This window comes from Vibrio sp. 1401 (assembly GCF_033340295.1).
In genome coordinates this window covers 16,402-43,349 of sequence record NZ_JAWOWF010000006.1, presented here as the reverse complement: position 1 = coordinate 43,349, position 26,948 = coordinate 16,402, and the positions used below count along the sequence as shown (strand labels likewise).

Annotated in this window: 28 protein-coding genes; 5 read left to right on the top strand and 23 right to left on the bottom strand. The window is 44.8% G+C overall.

The window, feature by feature from the left end:
* Positions 1–26: 26 nt before the first annotated feature.
* The 10 genes from pepB to trmJ all read right to left on the bottom strand — a co-directional run bounded on the left by pepB (position 27) and on the right by trmJ (position 7,934).
* Positions 27–1,325, bottom strand: coding sequence for an aminopeptidase PepB (gene pepB, locus R7Z77_RS05100; RefSeq protein ID WP_005381709.1), 1,299 nt, complete (start codon positions 1,323–1,325; stop codon positions 27–29).
* Between the two features lie 161 nt (positions 1,326–1,486).
* Positions 1,487–1,681 (bottom strand): Fe-S cluster assembly protein IscX, encoded by a 195-nt coding sequence (iscX, locus tag R7Z77_RS05095; RefSeq protein WP_005381711.1) that lies wholly within the window; start codon positions 1,679–1,681, stop codon positions 1,487–1,489.
* 44 nt (positions 1,682–1,725) lie between these two features.
* Positions 1,726–2,064, bottom strand: coding sequence for an ISC system 2Fe-2S type ferredoxin (fdx, locus tag R7Z77_RS05090; protein ID WP_005381713.1), 339 nt, complete (start codon positions 2,062–2,064; stop codon positions 1,726–1,728).
* Positions 2,065–2,077: 13 nt separating this feature from the next.
* Positions 2,078–3,931 carry a Fe-S protein assembly chaperone HscA gene (gene hscA / locus R7Z77_RS05085; RefSeq protein WP_053302969.1) on the bottom strand — a complete coding sequence of 618 codons (1,854 nt, stop codon included), beginning with the start codon at positions 3,929–3,931 and terminating at the stop codon, positions 2,078–2,080.
* Between the two features lie 21 nt (positions 3,932–3,952).
* A complete protein-coding gene (gene hscB, locus R7Z77_RS05080) occupies positions 3,953–4,468 on the bottom strand; it encodes a co-chaperone HscB (RefSeq protein ID WP_005381716.1) in 516 nt (171 codons plus the stop codon).
* A gap of 55 nt (positions 4,469–4,523) precedes the next feature.
* The gene (gene iscA, locus R7Z77_RS05075) at positions 4,524–4,847 is read right to left on the bottom strand and encodes an iron-sulfur cluster assembly protein IscA (RefSeq protein ID WP_005381717.1); all 324 of its coding nucleotides are present in this window, start codon (positions 4,845–4,847) and stop codon (positions 4,524–4,526) included.
* Between the two features lie 70 nt (positions 4,848–4,917).
* Positions 4,918–5,301 carry a Fe-S cluster assembly scaffold IscU gene (gene iscU / locus R7Z77_RS05070; RefSeq protein WP_005381718.1) on the bottom strand — a complete coding sequence of 128 codons (384 nt, stop codon included), beginning with the start codon at positions 5,299–5,301 and terminating at the stop codon, positions 4,918–4,920.
* 38 nt (positions 5,302–5,339) lie between these two features.
* Positions 5,340–6,554 carry an IscS subfamily cysteine desulfurase gene (locus R7Z77_RS05065; RefSeq protein ID WP_005381719.1) on the bottom strand — a complete coding sequence of 405 codons (1,215 nt, stop codon included), beginning with the start codon at positions 6,552–6,554 and terminating at the stop codon, positions 5,340–5,342.
* A 28-nt stretch (positions 6,555–6,582) separates the two neighbouring features.
* On the bottom strand, positions 6,583–7,089 hold the full coding sequence (iscR, locus tag R7Z77_RS05060) for a Fe-S cluster assembly transcriptional regulator IscR (protein ID WP_005381720.1): 507 nt from the start codon (positions 7,087–7,089) through the stop codon (positions 6,583–6,585).
* A gap of 125 nt (positions 7,090–7,214) precedes the next feature.
* Positions 7,215–7,934, bottom strand: a complete 720-nt coding sequence (gene trmJ / locus R7Z77_RS05055; RefSeq protein WP_017633919.1) for a tRNA (cytosine(32)/uridine(32)-2'-O)-methyltransferase TrmJ — start codon at positions 7,932–7,934, stop codon at positions 7,215–7,217.
* A gap of 231 nt (positions 7,935–8,165) precedes the next feature.
* Here trmJ and suhB point away from each other — a divergent pair, with 231 nt between their 5' ends.
* On the top strand, positions 8,166–8,969 hold the full coding sequence (gene suhB / locus R7Z77_RS05050; protein WP_005381722.1) for an inositol-1-monophosphatase: 804 nt from the start codon (positions 8,166–8,168) through the stop codon (positions 8,967–8,969).
* 70 nt (positions 8,970–9,039) lie between these two features.
* Here the strand turns inward: suhB and R7Z77_RS05045 are convergent, their stop codons facing one another.
* The 8 genes from R7Z77_RS05045 to R7Z77_RS05010 all read right to left on the bottom strand — a co-directional run bounded on the left by R7Z77_RS05045 (position 9,040) and on the right by R7Z77_RS05010 (position 17,191).
* Complete coding sequence (locus R7Z77_RS05045) at positions 9,040–9,351, bottom strand: hypothetical protein (protein WP_017633920.1); 312 nt, start codon at positions 9,349–9,351, stop codon at positions 9,040–9,042.
* A 141-nt stretch (positions 9,352–9,492) separates the two neighbouring features.
* A complete protein-coding gene (locus R7Z77_RS05040) occupies positions 9,493–9,909 on the bottom strand; it encodes a hypothetical protein (RefSeq protein WP_017633921.1) in 417 nt (138 codons plus the stop codon).
* Between the two features lie 163 nt (positions 9,910–10,072).
* Positions 10,073–11,020, bottom strand: a complete 948-nt coding sequence (secF, locus tag R7Z77_RS05035; protein WP_005383689.1) for a protein translocase subunit SecF — start codon at positions 11,018–11,020, stop codon at positions 10,073–10,075.
* 14 nt (positions 11,021–11,034) lie between these two features.
* Complete coding sequence (gene secD / locus R7Z77_RS05030) at positions 11,035–12,891, bottom strand: protein translocase subunit SecD (protein ID WP_080960089.1); 1,857 nt, start codon at positions 12,889–12,891, stop codon at positions 11,035–11,037.
* A 21-nt stretch (positions 12,892–12,912) separates the two neighbouring features.
* Positions 12,913–13,242: a preprotein translocase subunit YajC gene (gene yajC, locus R7Z77_RS05025; protein ID WP_005381725.1), complete on the bottom strand. Its 330-nt coding sequence runs from the start codon at positions 13,240–13,242 to the stop codon at positions 12,913–12,915.
* Positions 13,243–13,419: 177 nt separating this feature from the next.
* On the bottom strand, positions 13,420–14,556 hold the full coding sequence (tgt, locus tag R7Z77_RS05020) for a tRNA guanosine(34) transglycosylase Tgt (RefSeq protein ID WP_005381727.1): 1,137 nt from the start codon (positions 14,554–14,556) through the stop codon (positions 13,420–13,422).
* 147 nt (positions 14,557–14,703) lie between these two features.
* A complete protein-coding gene (gene queA / locus R7Z77_RS05015; RefSeq protein WP_005381728.1) occupies positions 14,704–15,756 on the bottom strand; it encodes a tRNA preQ1(34) S-adenosylmethionine ribosyltransferase-isomerase QueA in 1,053 nt (350 codons plus the stop codon).
* 268 nt (positions 15,757–16,024) lie between these two features.
* Positions 16,025–17,191, bottom strand: a complete 1,167-nt coding sequence (locus R7Z77_RS05010; RefSeq protein ID WP_213967870.1) for a S1 family peptidase — start codon at positions 17,189–17,191, stop codon at positions 16,025–16,027.
* A 312-nt stretch (positions 17,192–17,503) separates the two neighbouring features.
* Here R7Z77_RS05010 and R7Z77_RS05005 point away from each other — a divergent pair, with 312 nt between their 5' ends.
* Entirely contained in the window at positions 17,504–17,953 is a 450-nt protein-coding gene (locus R7Z77_RS05005; protein WP_017820562.1) for a CBS domain-containing protein, read from the top strand.
* 123 nt (positions 17,954–18,076) lie between these two features.
* Here the strand turns inward: R7Z77_RS05005 and aceA are convergent, their stop codons facing one another.
* From aceA to R7Z77_RS04990, 3 genes are all read right to left on the bottom strand, one after another.
* Positions 18,077–19,390, bottom strand: coding sequence for an isocitrate lyase (gene aceA / locus R7Z77_RS05000; protein ID WP_005381733.1), 1,314 nt, complete (start codon positions 19,388–19,390; stop codon positions 18,077–18,079).
* Between the two features lie 120 nt (positions 19,391–19,510).
* On the bottom strand, positions 19,511–21,139 hold the full coding sequence (gene aceB / locus R7Z77_RS04995) for a malate synthase A (RefSeq protein ID WP_213967869.1): 1,629 nt from the start codon (positions 21,137–21,139) through the stop codon (positions 19,511–19,513).
* 606 nt (positions 21,140–21,745) lie between these two features.
* Entirely contained in the window at positions 21,746–22,651 is a 906-nt protein-coding gene (locus R7Z77_RS04990; RefSeq protein ID WP_005383681.1) for a hydrogen peroxide-inducible genes activator, read from the bottom strand.
* A gap of 199 nt (positions 22,652–22,850) precedes the next feature.
* Here R7Z77_RS04990 and R7Z77_RS04985 point away from each other — a divergent pair, with 199 nt between their 5' ends.
* The 3 genes from R7Z77_RS04985 to ppk2 all read left to right on the top strand — a co-directional run bounded on the left by R7Z77_RS04985 (position 22,851) and on the right by ppk2 (position 25,336).
* Complete coding sequence (locus R7Z77_RS04985) at positions 22,851–23,462, top strand: peroxiredoxin C (protein ID WP_005381738.1); 612 nt, start codon at positions 22,851–22,853, stop codon at positions 23,460–23,462.
* Positions 23,463–23,745: 283 nt separating this feature from the next.
* Entirely contained in the window at positions 23,746–24,489 is a 744-nt protein-coding gene (locus R7Z77_RS04980) for a copper homeostasis protein CutC (protein ID WP_141135606.1), read from the top strand.
* A gap of 70 nt (positions 24,490–24,559) precedes the next feature.
* Positions 24,560–25,336 carry a polyphosphate kinase 2 gene (ppk2, locus tag R7Z77_RS04975; protein ID WP_318136612.1) on the top strand — a complete coding sequence of 259 codons (777 nt, stop codon included), beginning with the start codon at positions 24,560–24,562 and terminating at the stop codon, positions 25,334–25,336.
* 62 nt (positions 25,337–25,398) lie between these two features.
* Here ppk2 and phoU read toward each other — a convergent pair whose 3' ends face one another.
* Positions 25,399–26,097, bottom strand: coding sequence for a phosphate signaling complex protein PhoU (phoU, locus tag R7Z77_RS04970; RefSeq protein WP_005381744.1), 699 nt, complete (start codon positions 26,095–26,097; stop codon positions 25,399–25,401).
* A gap of 30 nt (positions 26,098–26,127) precedes the next feature.
* A complete protein-coding gene (pstB, locus tag R7Z77_RS04965) occupies positions 26,128–26,946 on the bottom strand; it encodes a phosphate ABC transporter ATP-binding protein PstB (protein ID WP_005381745.1) in 819 nt (272 codons plus the stop codon).
* Positions 26,947–26,948 lie beyond the last annotated feature (2 nt).

The window sequence follows — 26,948 nt, the reverse complement described above, 5'->3', positions numbered from 1 at the left end:
CAAACAAGAGAGTGCTGCAATCAATCTTATTTTCCAGCTTGCTCATTGAGGAAACGAGCAAGTGTACGAACACCCATACCCGTTGCTCCCGCAGCCCATTTATCAGAAGCGGCTTTACGATACGTACCCGCACAGTCGAAATGTAACCAGCCTTTTTTGTAGTCCTCAACGAAGTAAGACAAGAATGCAGCTGCAGTGCTTGCACCTGGAGAATAATCACCAGAGCTGATATTCGATAAATCGGCAAAATTAGATGGCAGCATTTCTCGATGGAAGTCAGCAAGTGGTAGCGGCCACAAGCCTTCTTTTTCCTGGTTTGCCGCCGTAAGCGCTTGATGCGATAGCTCATCATCAAAGCTCATTAGCGCATGGTAATCGTTACCTAACGCATTCTTCGCTGCGCCTGTTAGCGTCGCGCAGTCAATAATTAACTCAGGCTTTTGCTCACTGGCGTAGATAAGACCGTCGGCAAGCACCAAGCGACCTTCCGCGTCGGTATTCATAATCTCAACGGTTTTGCCGTTTTTGTAAGTGATGATGTCGCCAAGCTTAAGGGCACGGCCAGAAACCATGTTCTCAGCACAACACAAGATCAGTTTTACGCGCTTGTTTAAACCGCGCAAGATAGCTAATCCTAGGCCACCAGTTATAGTACCCGAGCCACCCATATCTGCTTTCATTGCACTCATGAAGGTAGAAGGCTTCAAGCTGTAACCACCGGAATCAAAGGTGATGCCTTTACCCACAAGACATGCGAATACAGGTGCGTTTTCGTCACCAGTTGGGTTGTAGTCTAACTGAAGCATCGCAGAAGTACGCTCAGAACCACGGCCTACTGCGTAAATACCTTCCCAACCTTCTGCCAACAAGTCTTTGTCTTTGACGATACGAGCTGTCACCGTGCCTTTCGGCGCAACAGATTTGATGAATTCAGCAGCCATTGTCGCTAGCTGACGAGGAGCAACTTCTTCTGCCGTTTTGTTGATAATATCGCGGGTAAAATCAGTCGAAGTAATACGAGCTTGAAGCTCTGCTTGATCTTCATCAGACAATGCTGCCCACTCAACTGAGCCATGTTTTTTAGGGTTACGGAACCCTTGGTGGAAAGCCCATACGCTCTCTAGATCCCAGTTATCACCAGAAAGAAAAATAGAACGAATTCCTTGGCCATCTAGCTGACGAGCTGCACGTTGAATTGCGCCGAGATCATGACCTTCACCTAAGTGAATAGTTGCGCCGTTTTCAGCGAATGAAAGCAGTGCTTTTTCACCCCAATGTGGTGCTGCCGACTCTTGACTTAAAAATACAGACATCTGTGTAGACATGGTTTCTCCTTGTCTTATAGCAGCGTTGCCTACGCTGCTTCTTTTAAATAACTCACGGATGTTAGCATTATGTAGGGCAAAAATGTCAATTGGATAAAAAAACGGACCTAAAGGTCCGCTTTTTTTAGTAAGAATTGTTAACTAGGCTGTGTTTTACAGACTTAGTCTGCTTCGTCCATCCAGCACATGATAACGGCTTCTAGAATCTTTTCATTAGAACGGTTTGGCTCATCGTCAAACTCATCTAACTCCATGATCCATTGATGAAGATCGGTAAAACGCACTGTTTTTGGATCGACATCTGGAAACTTGTCACAAAGTTCAATCGCGATATCGCGAGAATCTGTCCATTTCATTGCTCATCTTCCTTTTGCTTCTTCCCTATATTGGGAAGATAGTTTTAGTGATCTTCTGAAGCGTGGTTTAATGTGTATTTAGGAATTTCTACCACCAAGTCTTCATCAGCAATTCTCGCCTGACACCCTAGGCGTGACTCAGGCTCTAGACCCCACGCTTTATCTAGCATGTCGTCTTCTAGTTCTTCACTTTCTTCGAGTGAATCAAAACCTTCACGGATGATTACGTGGCAGGTAGTACACGCACATGACTTCTCACACGCATGTTCAATACCGATACCGTTTTTTAGCGCTACGTCTAGAACGGTGTCACCAGAGTTTGCTTCCAACACTGCACCTTCTGGGCACAAATCGTCGTGTGGTAATACAATAATCTTAGGCATAACTACTTATCTCTTATATATCGTCTACTGATTGACCTGACAACGCAGCTCGAATCGATTTATCCATACGGCGTGATGCGAAATCTTGGCTCGCTTTATCGGTATCTTTAATGCCCTGCTCTATCGCATCTGCATCATCACCATTACGCAGCTCAATCAAGGCTTCGATGGCTTTAATCAAGTTTTGTTTCTCTTGTTCTGATAGTAAGTCATCACCATCAGCTTGCATCGCTGCAATCAAACCTTCTATCACTCGGTCGGCTTCAACACGCTGCTCAGCTAAGGCACGAGCTTGCATGTCTTCTTTTGCGTGCGTCATTGAATCACGCAACATATCCGCCACTTCATTGTCACTTAAGCCGTAAGAAGGTTTTACTTGAATCTCTGATTGAACACCAGTGCTCTTCTCCATTGCCGTAACAGAAAGAAGGCCATCTGCGTCAACTTGGTAAGTCACGCGAATATGTGCCGCACCCGCTGCCATCGGAGGAATACCTTTTAACGAGAAGCGAGCAAGTGAACGACAGTCATCAACCATTTCACGTTCACCTTGTACCACATGAACACTCATCGCCGTTTGGCCATCTTTGAATGTGGTAAATTCTTGCGCACGCGCAACGGGAATCGTAGTGTTGCGGGGGATGATCTTCTCGACCAAACCACCCATGGTTTCAATACCGAGCGACAGTGGAATCACATCAAGAAGCAACATTTCAGAGTCAGGTTTGTTACCCGCTAGGATATCAGCTTGAATACCCGCACCGATTGCGACGACTTCATCTGGGTTAATGCTTGTCAGTGGTGTACGGCCAAAGAATTCGCCAACCATTTCTCGTACAAGCAATGTGCGTGTTGAGCCACCGACCATGACTACTTCAAGTACATCTTCCGCATCTACATCCGCATCTTTCAGCGCACGGCGGCAAGACATCAGGGTTTTCTTCACTAGCGGACGAATCAGATCTTCGAACTGCTCGCGAGTCACGGTGCCTTTCCAACCAAAAACGTCAACGTCAACACTGTCTTGCTCAGAGAAAGCAATCTTAGCTTCAGTAGCAATGTTCAACAGTGTACGGTTCTTTTCTGCAGAAAGCGGCGCTTCTAGACCCGCTTGCTCCATTAAATAATCGGCAAATAGATGGTCGAAGTCGTCACCGCCTAATGCAGAGTCGCCACCTGTTGCTAATACTTCAAATACGCCTTTCGATAAACGTAGGATAGAGATATCAAAAGTACCGCCACCTAGATCGTAAACCGCAATCACACCTTCTTGACCAGAGTCTAGGCCATAAGCAATTGCCGCAGCGGTTGGTTCGTTAAGTAGACGGAGAACATGAAGACCAGCTAATTTCGCCGCATCTTTTGTACCTGCACGTTGCGCGTCATCAAAGTAAGCAGGAACGGTAATAACTACACCAGCTAACTCACCACCTAACGTATCTTCAGCTCGCTTACCCAATACTTTCAGGATGTCCGCAGATACTTCAATCGGGTTTTTGTCACCTTGAGGTGTTTGCAGAATTGGCAGGCCGTTTTCACTCTCTTTAAAACGATAAGGAAGTGAAGAGTAACGGGACTGAATGTCCTTTAATGAACGACCGATCAAACGTTTTACAGAGATAATCGTGTTCTCTGGTTCAAACTCTGCTTTGGCTTTGGCTTCGTGGCCGACCGTTAACGTTTCCTCAGCGTAATTAACGACTGAAGGTAAAATAGTACGGCCCTGCTCGTCCGCAAGTGGAGTTGCATCGCCGCTACGTACAGAAGCAACCAAAGAGTTGGTAGTACCTAAGTCGATACCCGCTGCTAACTTATGCTCATGAGGTGCCGAGCTTTGGCCCGGTTCTGCGATTTGAAGTAGTGCCATGATAGGTCCTTGTCACGCTTACTAGCCGAGGAGTTTGTCTTCGACTAGCTCAATTTCGTTCTTTAGTTTGGCAATGAATTTTAGCTTACGAACTCGGTCTGCGGCTTCAGTCCATAGACCATCATCAAGCTCTTGCTCGACGCTTGCCAGATGCTGTTTGTACATTTTGCTGACCTTAGAGTCGAAGTCAAAAAGCGCCGATTCAGGATCGGACTTGTCAGCAATCTCTTCCAGTTCTTCGCGCAGTTCCATTTGCTCCATTAAGAACATCGGATCTTGCATTGTTTGCTGTTCACCTCGGATCTCAACACCTTGCTCTGCGAGGATATACTCGGCGCGAGAAATAGGATTTTTCAGAACTTGATAGGCATCGTTGATTTGCGCCGCCTTTTGCACCGCCATCAAACGGTCACGTTCTGAGCCCGTTGCAAAGTTATCCGGGTGGAAGCGTTTTTGTAGTTCTCGGAACTGAGAAGAAAGAAGGCTACCATCCAGCTTAAACTGACTTGGTAGCCCAAATAATTCAAAGTGATTCATTAAGTTCGGGTCCTAGTAAAGCCTTCCGGACTCGTTTGCCCAGAAGGACAATCAATTAGACGTTGAAGCTTTCACCACAACCACATTCACTTTTCGCGTTAGGGTTGTTGAATTCAAAACCTTCATTCAACCCTTCTTTCACGTAATCCAATTCAGTACCATCTAGGTACACTAAGCTCTTTTGATCGATGATAATTTTCACTCCAGAGAGTTCAAATACTTCGTCTTCTTCATTGAGCTCATCAACAAACTCAAGTACGTATGCCATGCCGGAACAGCCAGTCGTCTTCACTCCAAGACGTAAACCGATACCTTTGCCTCGGTTATCTAGGAATGCTCTTACGCGACTTGCCGCTGATTCTGTCATTGTGATGGCCATACTGCACCTTAGTCTGTCTAAATTTCGATTGGAATGGGAGCGTCAAAGCTCCCATTATATTACGGAATAATTATTCTTGGTGTTTTTTCTTGTAGTCAGCAACCGCTGCTTTGATTGCATCTTCAGCAAGAATAGAACAGTGAACTTTCACTGGTGGAAGCTCTAGCTCTTCAGCAATCTCAGAGTTTTTAATTGCTGCCGCTTCATCAACTGACTTACCTTTTACCCACTCAGTTACTAGTGAGCTTGATGCGATTGCACTACCACAACCGTATGTTTTGAACTTCGCATCTTCGATGATACCTTCAGGTGTCACTTTGATTTGAAGCTTCATTACGTCACCACACGCAGGAGCGCCAACCATGCCGCTACCTACTGATGGATCTTCTTTATCGAATGAACCAACGTTACGTGGGTTCTCGTAGTGATCAATTACTTTTTCGCTGTATGCCATGATAAATTACCTCGAATCCTCTATTTCAATCCCTGAGATTAATGGTGAGCCCATTCAACAGTGCTCAAATCAATCCCTTCTTTGTACATATCCCATAGAGGAGACATGTCGCGTAGCTTAGTCACTGCAACGCGGATTTGTTCAATTGCGTAATCAATTTCTTCTTCAGTCGTGAAACGACCAAACGAGAAACGAACCGAGCTGTGAGCCAATTCGTCATCCATGCCTAGGGCACGAAGAACGTAAGAAGGCTCAAGGCTTGCAGACGTACAAGCACTACCAGAAGATACCGCTAGATCTTTAAGCGACATTAGTAGTGATTCACCTTCTACGAATGCGAAACTGATGTTTAGGTTGTGTGGTACACGCTGCTCAAAGTCACCGTTTACCGTCACTGCTTCTAAGTCTTTCACGCCATCAAAAAGACGGTTACGAAGCGCTAAAGCATGATCGTAATCTTTTTGCATGTCTTCTTTTGCAATGCGGAATGCTTCACCCATGCCTACGATTTGGTGAGTAGGTAGTGTACCAGAGCGGAAACCACGCTCATGACCGCCACCGTGCATTTGCGCTTCAAGACGAATACGAGGCTTACGACGTACGTAAAGTGCACCGATACCTTTAGGACCGTAAACTTTGTGAGCAGAAAGTGAAATTAGATCAACTTTCATCTCTTGAACGTCGATTGGTAATTTACCTGCAGATTGCGCAGCGTCCACGTGGAAAACAATTTTACGCTCACGACACAGTTCGCCGATCGCTGTAATGTCTTGAACCACACCAATCTCGTTGTTTACATGCATAATAGACACAAGCACGGTGTCATCACGCATGGCTGCTCTAAGCTTCTCTAGATCGATCAAGCCATTTGATTCTGGCTCAAGGTAAGTCACTTCAAAGCCTTCACGCTCAAGTTGACGACATGGGTCAAGAACGGCTTTGTGCTCTGTTTTACAAGTGATTACGTGCTTGCCTTTCTTCGAGTAAAAGTGCGCTGCACCTTTAATCGCAAGGTTGTCTGATTCTGTCGCACCAGATGTAAATACGATTTCGCGAGGATCTGCATTTAGAAGGTCAGCAATTTGCTCACGAGCAGTATCGACCGCTTCTTCTGCCTGCCAGCCGTAACGGTGCGAACGTGACGCTGGGTTGCCAAATGTGCCATCCATTGTCATGTACTGAACCATTTTTTCAGCAACACGTGGATCAACTGGACATGTAGCGGAATAATCAAGATAAATCGGCAGTTTCATTCTCTACTCCAATGTAAAAAGCTGACCGCTAAGAGCGGACGTTTACACCGATGGGCGCGGCGGTTGTATTTTTGTTTGATAGCCCATGGGTTACCGCCAGATCAATGTCCTGACGATCAGAAATTTCGAGTACTTCATTGTCTGTCATCAACTCACCAAGAGTGATGTTATTCAAAAAGTCACTAATGCGAGAGCTTAGGTCACGCCACAGCGTGTGAGTAAGGCAACGTGTTCCACCTTGGCAATCTCCTTTACCTTGGCATTTGGTTGCATCTACTGACTCATCAACGGCAGCAATCACGGTACCAATAGCGATACTGTGAGCGTCGGCACCAAGTCGGTAACCACCACCAGGACCACGAACGCTGGCAACGAGACCTGCTTTACGCAATTTTGAAAATAGCTGCTCTAAGTAAGAGAGCGAGATCCCTTGACGCTCTGAAATATCAGCCAGAGGTACAGGGTTTTGTTGCGAATGCAGTGCCACATCCAGCATGGCTGTCACCGCATATCTTCCTTTAGATGTAAGTTTCATACCACACCGTATCCACATGGTTTGTAATGGTTAAGATTTTTCCATACCTGAGTAATTTGGTCAAGTATTTATTTGACCATTTTACTCAGGTATTCATCCTCACATCTAAAGTGGTTATTATTCACTCAGAACTTCTTTTCTATCGAAGTCAAAACGCCTCGTAGAATATTAAGTTCTTGGGTTTCTGGTCGAGCACGAGAGAACAAACGGCGCAACTTATTCATCACCTGTCCAGGTTGCTCTTTGTTAATAAACTGGGTCTCAACCATCACCTTTTCAAGATGCTCGAAGAACAATTCGAGTTCTCGATGACGCGGGTATTCTTCCGATTCATTTGGGGAAAACTGGCTTTGCTCTAAGTTCAAGTGTGCAACTCGCACTTCGTAACTGAGAGTTTGTACAGCCATCGCTAGGTTAAGCGAGCTGTACTCAGGATTAGCGGGAATACAAACATGGTAGTGGCACTTTTGTAGCTCTTCGTTTGTCAAACCAGTTCTTTCTCGGCCAAACACGAGCGCAACCGGATGCTTTCGGCCTTCAACTGCAAATTTCTCACCGCATTCACGTGGCTCGAGCATTGGCCATTCTAATGTACGAGAGCGGGCGCTAGAACCCACAACAAGGCCACAATCTTCAACCGCTTCTTCTAATGTGCCGACAATCTTTGCATTTTGAGCAATATCACCAGCACCCGCAGCTAAAGCAAGAGTTTGTTCATCCACTTCACATTGTGGATCGACTAATACTAGTTGGTTTAAACCCATCACTTTCATTGCTCGAGCTGCTGAGCCAATATTGCCTGAATGAGAGGTACCTACGAGTACAATTTTTACTTGATCCAACATCTGTGTTTGCTACCTAAATTAAAACCGCAGAATGTTATCATAGTTTTTTAAGACACCCTAGAGGCAAGCAGACCTCTCTTCTCATTCTTGGTTATTGTTCTCGTCCGCAGTATGATCTGTACACTCAGCCGGCCGCAATTAGAGTAAAAAATAACCACTTCCCTTTTTGATTATCTCTGGTATACTCGCCGCCGCTTTCATTTGTTCTTTAACATCCGTTGGGAAATTCGTATGCATCCAATGCTAAACATTGCTATTCGCGCTGCGCGAAAGGCAGGCAATCATATTGCTAAATCATTAGAAAACACTGATAAAGTAGAATCTACTCTTAAAGGCACTAATGACTTTGTCACTAACGTAGACAAAGAAGCAGAATACATCATCATCGATACTATCAAGCAGTCTTACCCTGAGCACTGTATCGTTGCTGAAGAACAAGGTCTTATCGAAGGTAAAGATAAAGACGTACAATGGATCATCGACCCACTGGATGGCACCACTAACTTTGTAAAAGGTTACCCAACTTTCGCGGTTTCTATCGCTGTTCGTATTAAGGGCAAAACTGAAGTTGCTTGTGTTTACGATCCAATGCAAAACGAGCTATTCACTGCACAACGCGGTGCCGGCGCTCAACTAAACAGTGCACGTATTCGTGTTGCTCAACTAAAAGACCTTCAAGGTACTGTTCTAGCAACAGGCTTCCCATTCAAGCAGAAACAACACGCTGAGTCTTACATCAAGATCGTTGGTGCGCTATTCACTGAATGTGCTGATTTCCGTCGTAGCGGCTCTGCTGCTCTTGACCTTTGTTACGTGGCTGCTGGCCGTGTTGATGGTTACTTCGAGCTAGGCCTAAAACCTTGGGATATGGCAGCAGGTGAGCTTATTGCTCGTGAAGCTGGCGCAATCCTAACAGACTTTGCTGGCGGCACTGACTACATGAAGTCTGGTAACATCGTTGCTTCAAGCGCTCGTGGCGTAAAATCTATCCTTAAGCACATCCGCGAAAACGGTAACAGCGCGATCCTTAAGTAAGATTTGAAAGTCATATATAGCCCGTCACGCTGATGACTTTAGAAAGCCCCGCTCATTGAGCGGGGCTTTTTTATTTCGAACAATCAGCCTGTTTGTAGAAACGGTCGTAGTCAGATAAGTGGTCTATTTTTACGTGCTTAACCTTCCATATTTGTTCCTTCATTAAAAACTGCAGCGAAACCGTGACTGGCTGGTATACATCACCAAAGCCGTTTACAGAAAGACATCCAACTCCTCCATCCTCACTGTACTCTTCAAAGTAAGACAGCTCTGTAACCAAACTTGATGGGATAGATGATAAAAATGGAAATTGATGACCAAATTTTATTGGGTGAGACTTAATACTGTTCAGCTCTTCAATCGATAGATTTGGTCCTGCCATAGCTTCTACCACCTCTATATACTGCATCTTGTATAAATTATTACGTATATCAAGGTAAGTATCGTGGAGTGGACTTGCGATGCAGGGCGTTGAAACACTTAGTAAAACCGGAATAGGTAGAATTCTATTTAGCATAACCAACTAAACCCCAGCTTCACGGAGCGCTTGATCAATTTTACTCGGCTTAAATCTGTACTTACAAAGCCCCCACTCGCACTGCTCTAAAAGCTCACGGACATTTACCTGCCCAGTAACTCCAAAGGAAACAACACCAAAAAGAGAAACACTCCCACTGTATGTCAAAACACCATCACGAGTAGTTTTAAAAGTAACAGAAACGGCTTTTAATTTTATGCCCAGCTCTTCAACCATTTCTTTTGAAACTTCAAACTTAGTAAATCCAAGCTCACCAGATAAAGTTACTTTACCTGACTCATCAACTGCTAACTTGAACCTTTTCCCTCCAGTAACTAGCTTGGTGGTAACACCTTTATTGTGCTTGTAAGAAATCTCTACAAACTTCAGTAACTGTACTTTTATTTCAGCTTGCCTTGACATTATTTCCTCCCGAAATTGTTGAACATACTTCCGATATTCAACTCAATCAAAAAACTACAATTCAAGCTGGAAGTACCTCAAAAAAAATGAAACTTTCAAATCTATCAGGCATAAAAAAACCGCTGATTGTTCAGCGGTTTTTGTTTTCGGTTCTCAATCTGCCTTATGGCATTTCGTCGAACTCTGCACCCTCTTTTTCTACTTGAGGTGGCATCAAGTGCTCTTTCTGGATACCCAGTTTTAGAGCCAGTGCTGATGCTACGTAGATAGAAGAGTAAGTACCTACAGTGATACCGAGTAAAAGTGCGGTTGCAAAGCCGTGAATCATAGCACCACCCTGCATGAACAGTGCAATTACCACGAACAACGTCGTACCAGATGTAATCAATGTACGGCTCAACGTTTGAGTGATTGAGGCGTCCATAATGTCTGAAGGTTCACCCTTACGCATCTTACGGAAGTTTTCACGAATCCGGTCAAATACAACGATGGTATCGTTGAGTGAGTAGCCCACAACCGTCAGTAGCGCAGCTACGATAGTCAGGTCAACTTCAATTTGTAGAAACGAGAAGACACCTAGCGTGATAATTATATCGTGAGCCAATGCCATTACCGCACCAGCCGCTAGACGCCATTCAAATCGCATCGATACATAAAGCAGAATACAGATCAGCGATACCAAGATCGCTAGACCACCAGCTTCTGTTAGCTCATCACCAACGTTGGGACCTACGAACTCAATACGACGCATTTCTACGCTTTCGCCAGTACCATCTTTGATAGCACCAATGATTTGGTTACCTAGCGTTTCACCAGAAACGTCATCACGTGGACGAAGACGAACCATGACTTCACGAGCACTACCGAAGTTTTGTACTGTCGCATCGCCAAAGCCTTTTGAATCTAGTGCTGCACGAATCTCTTCAAGGTTTGCTGGCTGTTCAAAACCGACCTCGATAAGAGTACCGCCAGTGAAATCTAGACCCCAATTAAGCCACTTGGTTGACAAAGTGAAGATAGAAGCAGCAATCATTATAATTGAAAAAACGAATGCTACTTTCGACCAACGCATAAAGCCGATCGTCTTCTCTGCTTTTAGAATTTGAAACATATTAATTCCCAGCCTTAGATCGACAATTTATCAACGCGTTTGCCACCGTAGATCAGGTTCACGATACAACGTGTACCAATAATGGCGGTGAACATTGAAGTTAAGATACCGATAGATAGAGTAACTGCGAAACCTTTCACCGCACCTGTACCGACCGCAAATAGAATGATTGCAGTAATTAGTGTTGTGATGTTCGCATCAGCAATCGTGCTGAATGCATTCGCGTAACCTTGGTGAATCGCTTGTTGTGGACTACGTCCATCACGAATTTCTTCACGGATACGCTCGAAGATCAGTACGTTCGCATCAACTGCCATACCGACTGTTAACACGATACCGGCTATCCCCGGAAGCGTCATGGTAGCGCCTGGAATCATCGACATAACACCAATGATAAGCACTAAGTTTGCCATTAGAGCAATGTTTGCAATCAAACCAAAGCCGCGGTAGTAAAGCAGCGTAAATAGCATTACGGCAACCATACCCCAGATACATGCTTGGATACCCATATCGATGTTTTGCTGGCCCATTGATGGACCAATGGTACGTTCTTCAACGATAGAGATAGGTGCAATCAGTGCACCAGCACGTAGTAAAAGTGCTAGGTTGTGTGCTTCTGCAGCAGAGTCGATACCTGTGATACGGAAGTTACGACCAAGAGCCGATTGAATCGTTGCTTGGTTGATGACTTCTTCATGCTTATCCAGAATAACTTTGCCTTCAGGCGTACGACGGCCACTGTCTTTGTATTCTGCAAACACGGTAGCCATTAGCTTACCAATGTTCTTCTTAGAGAACGCAGACATCTTATTACCACCTTCGCTGTCTAGCGAGATGTTAACTTGTGGACGACCATATTCATCAACACTTGAGCTTGCATCTGTGATGCTTTGACCGCCAAGAATAACGCGCTTCTTAAGCACAACTGGGCGACCATCACGGTCCATCTTGATTTCACTACCTGCTGGCGCACGACCATTTGCCGCTGCCGATAGGTCAGCTTTATCATCAACTTCACGGAATTCAAGCGTTGCCGTAGCTCCGAGAATTTCTTTTGCACGAGCAGTGTCTTGAACACCAGGCAGTTCAACTACAATGCGACTAGCACCTTGACGTTGAACCAATGGTTCCGCAACACCTAGTTCGTTGACACGATTACGTAAAATCGTAATGTTTTGCTCAACAGCATAGTTACGGATCTCTTGTAAACGTTGCTCAGTAAAGGTTGCAGTAAGAGCGTAACGGCCATTTGAATCAGAATCGACAAAAATCATGTCCGGGTGATTCTTTTCTAGCGTTGCTTTCGCTTCTGCTAATTGCTCTTCGTTACGCAACAACACTTCTACCGCTTCTTTTCCAGAAGGGCGGATTGCACGGTAACGAATCTTGGCGTCACGAAGTTCGCTACGGAAAGCTTCTTCTTGTTGACCAATAAGCTTTTCCATCGCTGCATCCATATCCACTTCCATTAAGAAGTGAACACCACCGCGAAGGTCAAGACCTAGCTTCAATGGTGACGCGCCAATCGCTTCTAGCCAATCGGGTGTAGAAGGTGCAAGGTTAAGTGCAACAATTGTGTCTTTGCCTAGCGCTTCGCTGATGACATCACGAGCACTGATTTGTGTGTCAGTGTCGTTAAAACGAACAAGAATTGATCCATCTTCGAGAGCAATGGATTTATGAGAAAGTTGCTCTTTGTTAAGAGCAGTAGTGACAGCATCCAGCGTTGACATATCTACAGAGGCGCCACGCGCCCCTGTAACTTGAATAGCCGGATCTTCACCGTAGATATTTGGAAGTGCGTATAACGCAGCGGTGATGATGGCAAAAAGCACCATCAAGTACTTCCATAATGGATAACGGTTTAGCACAGCGAGGATCCTTTAGCTGTTTTATAGAGACTTAAGCGTACCTTTTGGTAGCACTGCAGTGATGAAGTCTTTCTTGATTACTACTTCATTGTTCGCGTTAAGCTCAATTGAAATGTAGTCATTGTCTTCAGCAATCTTAGTGATTTTACCCACTAGGCCACCGCTAGTTAAAACTTCGTCGCCTTTGCCCATAGAAGCCATTAGGTTTTTGTGTTCTTTTACGCGTTTCGCTTGTGGGCGGTAAATCATGAAGTAAAAGATCACTGCGAACATGCCAAGCATGATTAGCATTTCAAAACCACCGCCTGCTGGCGCGCCTTCTGCTGCTGCGTGAGCCTGAGAAATAAACATTAAAACATCCTCATTATATTTTATTGATAATCAAACAAATTGGGCTTTCGCATTTTAGATTCAAGTCTGAGAGTAACTAATAGAGATCGCTCTCTCAAAAATAACGTGCGTTAGCCTACTTTATTAGCAAAAGCCTCTGGCGACATGCCAAAGGCTTTAATTCTTTTAGTTTTTCAATTACTGCTCTTTTGCTAGTGGTGGCACTTCACGGCCACGACGCTCATAGAACTCAGTAACAAATTCATCGAAGCGATCTTCATCAATTGCTTTACGAATGCTTTCCATCAGACGTTGGTAGTAACGCAGGTTATGGATTGTATTCAAGCGAGCGCCTAAGATTTCATTACAACGCTCTAAATGGTGAAGGTACGACTTGCTGTAGTTTTGACAAGTGTAACAGTCACAATGCGGATCCAATGGTGTTGTATCCGTTTTATGTTTCGCATTACGGATCTTGATCACACCACCAGTCACAAATAAGTGACCATTACGTGCGTTACGCGTTGGCATTACACAGTCAAACATGTCGATACCACGACGAACACCTTCAACCAAGTCTTCTGGCTTACCTACGCCCATCAAGTAGCGAGGTTTGTCTTCAGGAAGTTGAGGACAAGTATGCTCAAGAATACGGTGCATGTCTTCTTTAGGCTCACCTACTGCCAAACCACCAACCGCGTAACCGTCAAAACCGATTTCCGTTAGACCTTTTACCGACACATCACGTAAATCTTCGTAAACACCACCTTGGACAATACCAAATAGGTTGTTCGGGTTTTCTAGCTTCTCGAAGTGGTCACGTGAACGCTGTGCCCAGCGTAATGACATTTCCATCGATTTCTTCGCTTCATCGTGTGTCGCTGGGTAAGGCGTACACTCGTCAAAAATCATAACGATGTCAGAGCCCAGGTCTTTTTGAATTTCCATCGACTTTTCTGCGTCCATGAAAATCTTGTCACCGTTTACTGGGTTACGAAAGTGAACACCTTCTTCAGTGATCGTACGCATCTTACCAAGGCTGAATACTTGAAAGCCGCCTGAATCAGTAAGAATAGGACCGTGCCAGTTCATAAAATCGTGCAGGTCACCGTGCATTTTCATCACTTCTTGACCAGGACGTAGCCACAGGTGGAAAGTATTACCTAGCAGAATTTCTGCACCAGTACCTTTTACTTCTTCTGGTGTCATACCTTTAACGGTACCGTAAGTACCTACTGGCATGAACGCAGGAGTTTGAACAGTGCCGCGTTCGAAAGTCAGTTGACCACGACGTGCATTGCCGTTTTTCTTCTTAAGATCGAATTTTAATTTCACGATGCCTCCGGGTGTCAGAGAAACAGTCTGACTGAGTGTTTAGGGCTCTACCCTACTTTAAGGAGCGGTCGCTTTTCCTTGCGAGAGACAAAGCAATGGATGCTTTATTTCCTAGCTTACTGCTAGCACTCGTAAATCTATTTTTAACTACGCCGTTTTCTTCTTGATGAACATTGAATCGCCATACGAGAAGAAACGGTATTTGTTTTCCACCGCATGTTTGTAAGCATTCATGGTGTTCTCGTATCCAGCAAATGCACTCACCAACATGATCAATGTTGATTCAGGCAAGTGGAAGTTGGTGATCAAGCAATCCACCAGCTGATATTCGTAACCAGGGAAAATAAAGATTTCAGTATCGCCAAAGAATGGGGCCAGCTCAGTCCCTTTTTGCAATGCGTCTTGCGCTGCACTTTCAAGTGAACGCACAGATGTGGTACCAACAGCAATAATTCGTCCGCCACGCGCTTTCGTCGCTTTAATTGCTTCGACGACTTCTTGTGGTACTTCTACGTACTCGGCATGCATGTGGTGATCGTTGATATTTTCCACTTTTACCGGCTGGAATGTACCCGCCCCAACGTGCAAAGTAACGTAAGCAAACTCTGCACCTTTCGCTTTGATTTTCTCCAAGAGAACATCATCAAAGTGAAGGCCCGCTGTCGGTGCCGCAACCGCACCTGGCTTTTGATTATATACCGTTTGGTAACGCTCTTTATCTGCATCTTCGTCTGGACGGTCGATGTAAGGAGGAAGCGGCATATGGCCGATTTCTTCCAGAATTTCTAGTACCGTCTTATCAGAACTAAATTTCAGTTCAAATAAAGCATCATGGCGTGCAACCATTTCTGCTGAATATTCATCATTCTCGCCAACAATAATGGTTGTACCTGGTTTTGGTGATTTAGAGCAACGAACGTGCGCGAGGATGCTTTTCTCATCCAACATGCGCTCCACCAGCACTTCTAATTTACCGCCCGATTCCTTGCGGCCAAAAAGACGAGCAGGAATAACACGAGTATTATTAAACACCACTAAGTCACCGGGTTGAACTTGGCCCAATACATCAGTAAATGTGCCATCAATGAGCTCTCCGGTATTGCCGTCCATTTGCAGCAGTCGGCTAGCGGTACGCTCTGGTTGAGGGTAGCGAGCGATGAGTTCATCTGGAAGGTCGAAATGGAAATCTGATACTTGCATGTTACTTGTCTTATCTATTGGTCAAATCACGTCTAGGCGACGATAAAATTGCGACGAGTTTTTCGCAGCAGACTAGTATATGTTTACATGCTGCAATAGCAAGCAAATCACCAGAATATAGCAGTAAAAGCCATGGTGAAGAGTGTAATAAAACGTGAAAAGCCTCGATTACTTGGCACTATTTTTAATTTGAGCCCCAAAGAGAGAACATGAAAAAAGCAAAGCAACGTATACCGCTGCTTATTAGTTTGGCATTCCAATCGCCCTATCAAACCTCACGCTTTCGCCACAAGAATAACGGCACGAATAAACCCAATAACAAAAACCCTAGACTGCCACCTTCATCATCTGAGCCTTTGAAATCACAGTTATTGGTCGCAATGCCATCGTGACACTCTTTATTGTCACCACTTTCATTGTTAGCACTTTTGATAAAATTCGGCGCAATGATGTAACGACTTGGTGGCGCATCGGCAGTGATGTAAGACTGTACCCAGTCGTAATAGTGGCTCACCTTGGTATAGAAACTTGGGATCGTCAAAGAGCCACACGTTGGTAGAATAAGGGGGCCGCCACTAACAATACCAATTTGTTTGCCGGTCGCCACATCGACCAACGGGCCACCACTGTCACCTTTACATGCAGAGTTGCCATATTGAGTATGGCTATCTGGCTCCAATACATGGTTTTGTGTTGGTAGCGTACAAATTTTGGTTTGGTTGTCTCTTGAATCAATGATCCCCGGAAAACTGCTGCCAATTTCTAAACGCTCATAACATTTGTCGATGGGTAAAAATGTGCTAATGGTGGTTTTGAGCGTATTAGAAGGTTCAGAAGCATCCGGCTGAGTAGCCCCCCATCCAAACACTTGCACATTTTCGACACGTTGATTGGTCAGGTAATTATCGTTCCAATCCGCCACCAAACGTGCTTCGATACTCTCCATGTCAACTTTACTCGCTAGGTCAGCAAAGTTCGCGTTTGCCACTGGGCGCGTGAGATACAGCAACGCGATGTCTGAATCTAAACCGGTTTGGATAGGTTTCACGTTGCCATTACTGTCGGTCTCAGCTTTTGAAATCCGGGTGTAATCCGGATGAACCACAACGTGAGACACCGGATAAAAGTTATCAAGCCCTGCAGAATTAAGTTCATACGCATTCGCATTCACCGACAGCTCACCCGGCGGGGTCACATAGTAGGTTGCTTCATTGGTTCCTTGTCCCATCACCACACAGTGCGCCGCAGTCAGTACCCATTGCTCTGTCAGCATCGTTCCACCACACAGCGGAAACTCTGCCATGTTACTTGCTCGCAAAGTAACGCGGTCAACAGGATCGGTTTGTTCATCTCCTAACACAATCGCCTGTGTTGATGGCACACTGAATGCCGCCACTGCCAGCGCAATAAGTTTGTTACACGTTGTTCGTTTCATATAGGTTGCTGTCTTCAATTTGGTAAGCCTGGACGTATCTTCTTCGAGAGAAGAATCTTGGAAAATCCAGCGAATAAAAATGTGCGATTCAATTCATTGGATTACCTTGGGAACACATTCAATATCAACTAAAAATGCCAACTGACTCGCACACAAACCGACTTATTCAAATTAATAAAAACACCAATAAAACACAGATTACGCAGCCCATCAGCATTGTGCTATTTAATTGATGAAAAACGAGTTAGCTCCCAGATATACAGAAAAATATTCTCTATATTTAAGAGAAGGACAATGCCGCTGGAGGTCTCTATGATCAAGGTTGAAGACATGATGACTCGTAATCCTCATACCTTACTGCGCACGCACACCTTGCGTGATGCAAAAAGCATGATGGATGCGCTTGATATTCGACACATTCCGGTTGTTGATGCCAATAACCACTTACAAGGCTTGGTGACTCAACGCGACATTCTTGCTGCTCAAGAATCGAGCTTGCACCCAGATGAGGCTGAACAATCTTTTACTTTAGACACACCGCTCTACGAAATGATGCACACCAATATCATGACGGCAGAGCCTATCGCGGGGCTCAAAGAGAGCGCTATCTATATGCAAAAGCATAAAGTTGGCTGTCTACCTGTTGTCACCAAAGGTCGATTGGTCGGCATCATTACTGACAGTGACTTTGTGACCATTGCGATTAACTTATTGGAACTGCAAGAAGAAGTGGAACCTGAAGAAATCGAGCAGGAAGAGTAGTACGCAAGCGTATTCTCTTTGTTGTAAGTTTCGTTTTTACACCGGTTAAACGAAAAAAGAGCGGCAGGGTTGCCGCTCAAAATGCCATTACTGACGCTGATTAAGGAAGTGTTTCTCTGCCAATTAGAATTGGTCTTCTTCGGTCGAACCTGTCAATGCTGTCACTGAAGAGTTACCACCTTGGATAGTATTGGTCATTCTATCGAAGTAACCTGTACCTACTTCTTGTTGGTGCGCAACAAACGTATAACCTTTTTCAGCCGCTTGGAATTCAGGACGCTGAACTTTCTCAACATAATGACGCATACCTTCACCTTGAGCGTAAGCGTGTGCCAGTTCAAACATGTTGAACCACATGTTGTGAATGCCTGCTAGCGTGATGAATTGGTACTTGTAGCCCATGTCTGCAAGCTCTTGTTGGAACTTAGCAATGGTTTCTGCATCTAGGTTTTTCTCCCAGTTGAATGAAGGCGAGCAGTTGTACGCCAACAATTGATCTGGGTATTCAGCGTGAATTGCTTCTGCAAACTTACGTGCTTCTTCCAAACATGGCGTAGCCGTTTCACACCAAATCAAGTCTGCATATGGTGCGTAAGCCAGACCGCGAGAAATCGCTTGGTCGATACCCGCGCGAACGCGGTAGAAACCTTCTTGAGTGCGCTCACCTTCAATAAAGTCTTTATCATATGGGTCGCAATCTGAAGTAATGAGATCCGCCGCATTCGCATCAGTACGAGCAATAACTAATGTTGTTGTTCCCGCTACGTCAGCAGCCAAACGAGCTGCAACGAGCTTTTGTACCGCTTCTTGCGTAGGAACTAATACCTTACCACCCATATGACCACACTTTTTCACCGATGCTAACTGGTCTTCAAAGTGAACGCCCGCGGCACCGGCTTCGATCATCGATTTCATTAGTTCGTAAGCGTTAAGCACACCACCAAAGCCCGCTTCCGCATCCGCTACGATAGGTAGGAAGTAATCAATACCACCTTCATCTTCAGGCGTCTTACCAGCAGCCCACTGAATTTGGTCTGCACGACGGAATGAGTTGTTGATACGCTTTACTACTGACGGTACAGAATCTACTGGGTAAAGAGATTGGTCTGGATACATCGTCGAAGCGGTGTTGTTATCCGCCGCTACCTGCCAGCCTGACAGATAGATCGCTTCAATACCTGCCTTAGCTTGTTGAACGGCTTGACCACCCGTTAGCGCACCAAGACAGTTTACGTAACCTTTTTTCGCACTACCGTTGACCAGTGACCAAAGTTTGTCTGCACCACGTTGTGCAATTGTGTTTGCAGGCACCATAGAGCCACGCAGTTCCACCACTTCCTCGGCAGTGTAAGTACGCTTCACATTTTTCCAGCGTGGGTTAGTTGCCCAGTCTTTTTCCAGAGCTTCAATTTGTTGGCGGCGAGTTAAGTTAGTCATTGGTCTATCCCTCTTTATAATTTGCACTTTATGCGTGTGCGTTGAGTTTCCGTTCTCAGGCAGTACTTCCCTATCTGCCTTGAAAATCCTTCACGTTATTGGTGTTACAGTTATTCTTTATTAATCCAGGTAGTCATAACCAGGAACTGTCAAAAAGTTGGTCAGTTCATCGCTCGTCGTGAGCCTTGCCATTAAGTCTGCTGCTTCTTCAAATCGACCCGCATGGTAGCGCTGCTCGCCAATTTCTTGCTTCACGACTTCAATCTCCTCTTTGAGATAGAGCTCGAACAGCTCTTTAGTGACCTTTAATCCGTTGTCTAGCGACTTGCCGTGTTGAATCCATTGCCAGATAGAGGCGCGTGAGATTTCTGCCGTTGCTGCGTCTTCCATCAGTCCGTAAATCGGCACACAACCATTGCCAGAAATCCAAGCTTCGATGTATTGCAGCGCAACGCGAATATTGTGGCGCATTCCGCCTTCAGTGCGCTCGCCTTCACAAGGCTCAAGCAGTTCAGCTGCTGTAATAGGCGCATCCTCTGCACGGCTCACATCCAACTGGTTGGTGCGTTCACCCAGCACAGCACTAAAGACTTCCATAGCAGTGTCAGCCAAACCTGGATGAGCCACCCAAGTACCGTCGTGGCCGTTGTTAGCTTCTAACGATTTGTCAGTCTGGATCTTGTCTAATACTTTTTGATTCTCTTTCGGGTCTTTAGCTGGGATAAATGCGGCCATTCCTCCCATCGCGAAAGCACCTCGTTTATGGCAAGTACGTACCAATAATCGCGAGTAAGCGTTTAAGAATAGCTTGTCCATCGTTACCACTTGGCGATCTGGCAGTACTCGGTCTGAGTGTTTTTTCAATGTTTTGATGTAGCTAAAGATGTAATCCCAGCGACCACAGTTCAAACCAACGATGTGTTCTTTAAGCGAGAACAGAATCTCGTCCATTTCAAATACCGCTGGTAAGGTTTCAATCAGCACAGTCGCTTTGATGGTGCCTGTATCCAAACCGAAGTAGTCTTCCGTGAAATGGAACACTTCGCTCCACCACTTCGCTTCGTGATGCGATTGCAGTTTTGGAAGGTAGAAATAAGGGCCGCTGCCTTTTTGAAGTAACGCTTTGTAGTTGTTATAGAAATACAGAGCGAAATCGAATAGCGCACCTGGAATGATCTGACCGTGCCACGTAACGTGTTTTTCTTTTAAATGAAGGCCGCGAACACGGCAGATCAACACCGCTGGGTCATCTTCCAGCTGATAATGTTTGCCATTGCCAGGATTGGTGTAACTGATGGTGCCATTAACAGCATCGCGCAAGTTAATTTGACCATCCAGCACTTTACTCCATGCTGGAGACATTGAATCTTCGAAGTCTGCCATGAACACTTTTACATTCGCATTCAGTGCGTTAATCACCATCTTGCGGTCAGTTGGTCCGGTAATCTCCACACGGCGATCTTGCAGATCTTGTGGGATTCCTAGGATCTTCCAACTTCCTTCACGGATGTCTTGTGTCTCTGGTAGAAAATCTGGTAGCTCACCAGCATCAATACGTGCTTGCTTCTCTTCTCTTGCTTCCAGCAACTGTTCAACACGTCCGGCAAATTTTTCACACAGTAGAGATAAAAAGGTTTGGGCTTCAACAGGGAAAATTGCTTGATGTTCTGGAGCAACGACTCCATTCACCTCAAGCATGCCTTGGGTTTGCTTTAGTTGTTGTGTTTTTTGTTCTGTCTGAGCAAGCATAATCATTCATCCTTAACGTGCTTTATCAATCTTGGGCAGTCAGCGTAAAGCTACATTTGTAAGTTATGAACAACAAATTACATCCTTTAACTTTGTGTTCAACTCGTCTAGCCATGCCGATAGATTGCGTAATGCTACGTGTATTTTCAATCTAGACATAAGTCGTATCGGCCTTTAAATAAGCTATATCAACAAGGGGTTTAGTGAAACCCCCAATATAAACAAAACAGAAAATTCAAAGTTTTATTCCGCAAGGTAAAAACCATCTATCAAGCGCCTTATTTTGTAAGTTATTACGTAATAAAATTACATTAAATTTAAAGTCGTTTTATCATTTCAAACAAGCGTATGAATATAGACTGGTAAACAAACACCTTGTATTCACAAGGGCTGAAGAGATGTATTTAAACAGGGGTCAAACAAGGTATGCAGGGCTTTGTGTAAAATTAACATTGTGAAATTTCACTATTTTATGAAAGCTTCATCAAAGAAGAGCTGTAAAATTTTACAAGTCAAAGTTTACCAACAGAATAAAATACTAGAAAGCGCACTGTTTCCAGTGCGCTTTTAGATAAATAATGGAGAAGTAAGGGCTAATACTAATAGCTAAAGCAGCTCTGAAACGACTTCTGCAAGTTGATTAAATGTTTTCGTTCTTGACGAGCTCGGACGCCAAACTAAGCCGATTTCGCGATAAGCTTGTTTACCAGGAGGATCGATCACGACTAAATTCTGGTTATGCAGCAAGCCATGGTCGATAGCCATTTGAGGAATGAACGTTGTTCCCAAACCATTCGCAACCATTTGCACCAGTGTATGGAGGCTGGTTGCCGTAAACGGATTGATTTTTTCTTTGTCTGTTAATTTACACGCTGATACCGCATGTTCCGTTAAGCAATGTTCTTTCTCTAGTAGAAAGACGGATTCGTCAGGTAAATCCGCGTAACGAATCGGCACAGGGACCGATTGGGCTTGATTAGCGCTTATAACCATTCGAAACGGATCCTTACCCACTACTCGGCTTTCCATCCCATCAATTTCGACTGGTAACGCTAAAATAAGCACATCCAGCTCACCATGTCTGAGCGCTTGAAGTAAGTTTGTCGTCGTGTCTTCTCTTAATAAAAGATTCAGTTGTGGAAAACGGTAGTTCACCTCTTGTACCAAATCACACAGTAAAAACGGAGCAATTGTTGGTATACATCCTACTTTTAGCTGGCCTTGCATATCGTCGCCTTGGCACATACGTCCAAGCTCGACCAAATCTTGCCCTTTTGCTAACAGCTCTCGCCCCTGCTTTACTACCATTTCTCCTGTTTGGGTAAAAACCAGTGGACTTTTCTTATCTTTCTTTTCATATAAGGGACAACCTATCAATTCCTCTAAGTTTTGAATACCCTTACTTAAAGTCGACTGACTGACAAAACAACGCTCTGCAGCGTCACTAAAATGTCTTGTTTCATGCAGTGTGACTAAATAGTGTAACTGCTTCAAACTGGGCCATTTATTCATAATTGTATTTGTATCTACCGCCGTTCCAGTGATCGAGTTAAGAGTTTTGTTATTATCGTTTTTTTCGATTAACTCAATCTATTTATTTCGCTTTTTTCAATACTACAATCTGTACTATAGTTTGTCTCGTACAAACACGAACCAAACCGACACAACTGAATTCGGTTTGGAGCTAACCATACTTTTTAGGAGCAAAAAAATGGTACTAGTAGGTCGTCAAGCCCCTGATTTTACTGCAGCAGCTGTTCTAGGTAACGGTGAAATCGTTGAAAACTTCAACTTTGCAGAGTTCACTAAAGGTAAGAAAGCAGTAGTATTCTTCTACCCACTAGATTTCACTTTCGTTTGCCCATCTGAGCTAATCGCATTCGACAACCGTCTAGCTGACTTCCAAGCTAAAGGTGTTGAAGTAATCGGTGTTTCTATCGATTCTCAGTTCTCTCACAACGCATGGCGTAACACTGCTATCGAAGATGGCGGTATCGGTCAAGTTAAGTACCCACTAGTTGCTGACGTTAAGCACGAAATCTGTAAAGCTTACGACGTTGAGCACCCAGAAGCAGGCGTTGCTTTCCGTGGTTCTTTCCTAATCGACGAAGAAGGCGTTGTACGTCACCAAGTAGTTAACGACCTACCACTAGGCCGTAACATCGACGAAATGCTACGCATGGTTGACGCTCTTAACTTCCACCAGAAGCACGGCGAAGTATGTCCTGCACAATGGGAAGAAGGTAAAGCAGGTATGGACGCATCTCCAAAAGGTGTTGCAGCGTTCCTATCTGAGCACGCAGCTGACCTAGGCAAAAAATAATAGACCTTCACCCTAGCTCAACGGGTGTGATGGTTGGATGTATATAAAGCAATAAGCTAATGCGGAAAACCGCAAACGCCAATCAGTCTAAGTAAAGTCCTATCAAAGCCCAGAGCCTCTGCTCTGGGCTTTCTTTTTCCTTCAGATAAACCGCCAAAATGAGGTAACGCTTTAGCGTAAACTTTACCTCTATTTATCATCTCCTCCATACAGATTCTGCTTACTTGCCCTGTTAATATCTTAGCCACAACACCTATTTGTAACGTTAGCAGGATGAATGAACGTGGTTACTCACCTAGAAGTCTGTATTGATAATATTGAATCTCTGCACTACGCCATTGCTGGCGGCGCCACTCGGATTGAACTTTGCTCCTCTTTGGCTTTAGGCGGACTAACACCCAGTTATGGCTTTATGCAGCAAGCGGCTAAGCTTTCGAGTGTTCCAGTTTATGCCATGATCCGCCCACGCCAAGGTGACTTCTTCTACAATGCAGAAGAGATCGAAATGATGCGTTGGGATATTGAAGCAGCTCACCAATCAGGCTTGAGCGGTGTCGTGTTCGGCGTGCTCACTCAAGACGGTGATATTCATATGCCTTACGCGGCTGCGCTGTGTGAATTTGCTCAAGCGCTTGGCTTAGGCGTGACCTTCCATCGTTCCTTTGACCAGTGTCGTGACGCTGAAAAAGCTTTGGAAGAAGTGATCAGCTTAGGTTGTGAACGTATTTTAACCTCCGGTCTTGCGCCTTCAGCACCACAAGGGATCGATGTGCTTAGAGCTTTGGTTAAGCAAGCCCAAGGACGCATAGCAATCATGGCGGGTGCTGGCGTTAATGCGAGTAACGTACGTGCGTTAGTAGAAGACACTCAAGTTCCTGAAATCCATCTGTCAGGCAAAACCACACGCCCTAGCCAAATGACCTTTGTTGCTGAACAAAGCAAAATGGGCGCATCCGATGTCGATGATTTTTTAATCCCCATCACAAGTACACAAGCCATTACCGATGTCGTAGCAGCTCTCAAATAGACCACCGTAACCTCACGCGCATAGCTTTTGAGTGCTAACATATTGTTTATCAAGGAGTGAGGAAAGGTGTATGTCTAAATTGAAGAAAAAGGAATACGAAAAGGAGCTCAAAAACCTTCAAGTTGAGCTCGTAAAACTTCAAGAGTGGGTCAAACACAAAGGGTTAAAAGTGGTGGTTCTGTTTGAAGGACGTGATGCTGCGGGCAAAGGCGGAGTGATAAAGCGAATTACAGAAAAGCTAAACCCGCGTGTTTGTCGCGTAGTGGCTCTGCCTGCACCGACAGAAAAAGAAAAAACGCAATGGTACTTCCAGCGTTACGTCGCTCATTTACCATCTGCTGGTGAAATCGTTTTATTTGACCGAAGTTGGTATAACCGAGCAGGTGTCGAAAAAGTCATGGGGTTCTGTACTCCAGACGAATACGAGGAGTTTTTACGCTCTTGCCCTGAATTCGAGAGAATGTTGCAACGCTATGGGATTATTCTGATTAAGTATTGGTTTTCGGTTTCAGACGAAGAGCAGGAAAAACGTTTTCTAGGTCGAATTAATACGCCGATCAAACGTTGGAAATTCAGCCCAATGGATTTAGAGTCACGTCATCGCTGGGCGGAGTATTCGGAAGCAAAAGATAAGATGTTTGCCTATACAGACACGAAAAACTGCCCTTGGTGGGTCGTCCCTTCTGATGACAAAAAGAAAGCGCGCTTGAACTGTATCAGTCATTTACTAAGCCAGATTGATTACAAAGCACTTGAGTACTCACCCATCGAATTACCTGAACTCAATAAAGAAGGTTACGTCAGAGCGCCCATTGATGATCAGACCTTCGTTCCTGATAAATATTGATGTGCTTTCCTTCTCTCTAATAAATAGACCAGCCTAAAAGCTGGTCTATTTATTGAAGTCAGTTACTTCAGTACGTCATCAATACTTTGATCACCTAGATGGCGTACATCTTTCCCTTTCACGAAGTAAATAATGTATTCACAGATGTTCTGGCAGCGGTCCCCCACGCGCTCAATCGCGCGTGCCGACCACATCACTTGCAGAATATTAGGGATATTTTTTGGATCTTCCATCATGTATGTCATCAACTGACGAATCACCGCTTCATACTCGGCGTCTAGTTTGTCATCTTGTTTGTGCACCTCTGCTGCCGCTTCTACATCCATGCGGGCAAACGCATCTAAAACCTGATGCAGCATATTAATTGCCTGACGGCAGAGAGGCTCTAACGACACTTGGAATTGTCGTTCTTTTGATGATGGGCTTTCAATGGCAACGTAAGCAATGCGTGTCGCCACATCACCGATGCGTTCTAAATCCGTGATCGTTTTGATGATAGCCATGATTAAGCGCAAGTCTTTTGCCGTTGGCTGACGCTTAGCAATAATGCGTGTACAGGCGTCATCGATCGAGACTTCCATCGCATTCACTTTATGATCGTCACGCACAACCTTACGCGCCAGTTCGATGTCTTCTTTATGCAAGGCTTGAATAGCATACGAAAGCTGCTGCTCTACCAAGCCTCCCATGGTTAATACATGAGTACGAATCGATTCTAGCTCTACGTTAAATTGTCCTGAAATATGACGTCCAAAGTGCATGATGTTCCTTATTCCGTATAGAGTCGCGACTTAACCGTAGCGACCCGTAATGTAATCTTCGGTCTGTTTCTTCATTGGCGAAGTGAAGATCGAGTCCGCGTCAGAGTATTCAATTAACTTACCCATATGAATGAATGCAGTATGATCGCTCACTCTCGCCGCTTGTTGCATGTTATGGGTAACGATAACCACAGTATATTGAGTCTTCAGCTCATTGATAAGCTCTTCAATGGTTAAAGTTGAGATTGGATCCAACGCTGATGTTGGCTCGTCCAATAACAGGACTTCCGGCTCAATCGCCACCGCCCGCGCAATGACCAAGCGCTGTTGCTGACCACCAGATAAGCCAAATGCGTTCTCATGCAAGCGGTCTTTTACCTCATCCCACAACGCCGCCGAGCGCAAGGATCGCTCCACTGCGTCATCTAAACTGCGGCTGTTTTTTACACCTTGTAAGCGTAAGCCATAAACTACGTTTTCATAAATTGACTTAGGAAATGGATTGGGTCTTTGAAACACCATCCCCACTCGGCGTCGAAGTGTCGCAACATCGACATTAGGATGATAAACATTCTTGCCGTGGAGACGCACTTTACCTGTGACTCGACACCCTTCCACTAAGTCGTTCATGCGATTGATGCAACGTAATAACGTCGACTTTCCACACCCTGAAGGACCGATAAAAGCGGTGACTCGCCCTTTGGGAATTCGCATCGAAATATCATGCAGCGCCTGAGTTTGACCATAGAACAGATTAAGGTTCTCGATTGAGATGGCTGTTTGTTCATCCGTTAAATTATGAACATCCAATGGTGGCTCATAACCTAATGTACTATCAAAATTAAACATAC

Excerpts from the sequence above, each read along its gene's own strand:
- pepB (WP_005381709.1), bottom strand. The coding sequence starts at position 1,325 with ATGTCTACACAGATGTCTGTATTTTTAAGTCAAGAGTCGGCAGCACCA.
- iscX (WP_005381711.1), bottom strand. The coding sequence starts at position 1,681 with ATGAAATGGACAGATTCTCGCGATATCGCGATTGAACTTTGTGACAAG.
- fdx (WP_005381713.1), bottom strand. The coding sequence starts at position 2,064 with ATGCCTAAGATTATTGTATTACCACACGACGATTTGTGCCCAGAAGGT.
- hscA (WP_053302969.1), bottom strand. The coding sequence starts at position 3,931 with ATGGCACTACTTCAAATCGCAGAACCGGGCCAAAGCTCGGCACCTCAT.
- hscB (WP_005381716.1), bottom strand. The coding sequence starts at position 4,468 with ATGAATCACTTTGAATTATTTGGGCTACCAAGTCAGTTTAAGCTGGAT.
- iscA (WP_005381717.1), bottom strand. The coding sequence starts at position 4,847 with ATGGCCATCACAATGACAGAATCAGCGGCAAGTCGCGTAAGAGCATTC.
- iscU (WP_005381718.1), bottom strand. The coding sequence starts at position 5,301 with ATGGCATACAGCGAAAAAGTAATTGATCACTACGAGAACCCACGTAAC.
- R7Z77_RS05065 (WP_005381719.1), bottom strand. The coding sequence starts at position 6,554 with ATGAAACTGCCGATTTATCTTGATTATTCCGCTACATGTCCAGTTGAT.
- iscR (WP_005381720.1), bottom strand. The coding sequence starts at position 7,089 with ATGAAACTTACATCTAAAGGAAGATATGCGGTGACAGCCATGCTGGAT.
- trmJ (WP_017633919.1), bottom strand. The coding sequence starts at position 7,934 with ATGTTGGATCAAGTAAAAATTGTACTCGTAGGTACCTCTCATTCAGGC.
- suhB (WP_005381722.1), top strand. The coding sequence starts at position 8,166 with ATGCATCCAATGCTAAACATTGCTATTCGCGCTGCGCGAAAGGCAGGC.
- R7Z77_RS05045 (WP_017633920.1), bottom strand. The coding sequence starts at position 9,351 with ATGGCAGGACCAAATCTATCGATTGAAGAGCTGAACAGTATTAAGTCT.
- R7Z77_RS05040 (WP_017633921.1), bottom strand. The coding sequence starts at position 9,909 with ATGTCAAGGCAAGCTGAAATAAAAGTACAGTTACTGAAGTTTGTAGAG.
- secF (WP_005383689.1), bottom strand. The coding sequence starts at position 11,020 with ATGTTTCAAATTCTAAAAGCAGAGAAGACGATCGGCTTTATGCGTTGG.
- yajC (WP_005381725.1), bottom strand. The coding sequence starts at position 13,242 with ATGTTTATTTCTCAGGCTCACGCAGCAGCAGAAGGCGCGCCAGCAGGC.
- queA (WP_005381728.1), bottom strand. The coding sequence starts at position 15,756 with ATGCAAGTATCAGATTTCCATTTCGACCTTCCAGATGAACTCATCGCT.
- R7Z77_RS05010 (WP_213967870.1), bottom strand. The coding sequence starts at position 17,191 with ATGAAACGAACAACGTGTAACAAACTTATTGCGCTGGCAGTGGCGGCA.
- R7Z77_RS05005 (WP_017820562.1), top strand. The coding sequence starts at position 17,504 with ATGATCAAGGTTGAAGACATGATGACTCGTAATCCTCATACCTTACTG.
- aceA (WP_005381733.1), bottom strand. The coding sequence starts at position 19,390 with ATGACTAACTTAACTCGCCGCCAACAAATTGAAGCTCTGGAAAAAGAC.
- aceB (WP_213967869.1), bottom strand. The coding sequence starts at position 21,139 with ATGCTTGCTCAGACAGAACAAAAAACACAACAACTAAAGCAAACCCAA.
- R7Z77_RS04990 (WP_005383681.1), bottom strand. The coding sequence starts at position 22,651 with ATGAATAAATGGCCCAGTTTGAAGCAGTTACACTATTTAGTCACACTG.
- R7Z77_RS04985 (WP_005381738.1), top strand. The coding sequence starts at position 22,851 with ATGGTACTAGTAGGTCGTCAAGCCCCTGATTTTACTGCAGCAGCTGTT.
- ppk2 (WP_318136612.1), top strand. The coding sequence starts at position 24,560 with ATGTCTAAATTGAAGAAAAAGGAATACGAAAAGGAGCTCAAAAACCTT.
- phoU (WP_005381744.1), bottom strand. The coding sequence starts at position 26,097 with ATGCACTTTGGACGTCATATTTCAGGACAATTTAACGTAGAGCTAGAA.
- pstB (WP_005381745.1), bottom strand. The coding sequence starts at position 26,946 with ATGTTTAATTTTGATAGTACATTAGGTTATGAGCCACCATTGGATGTT.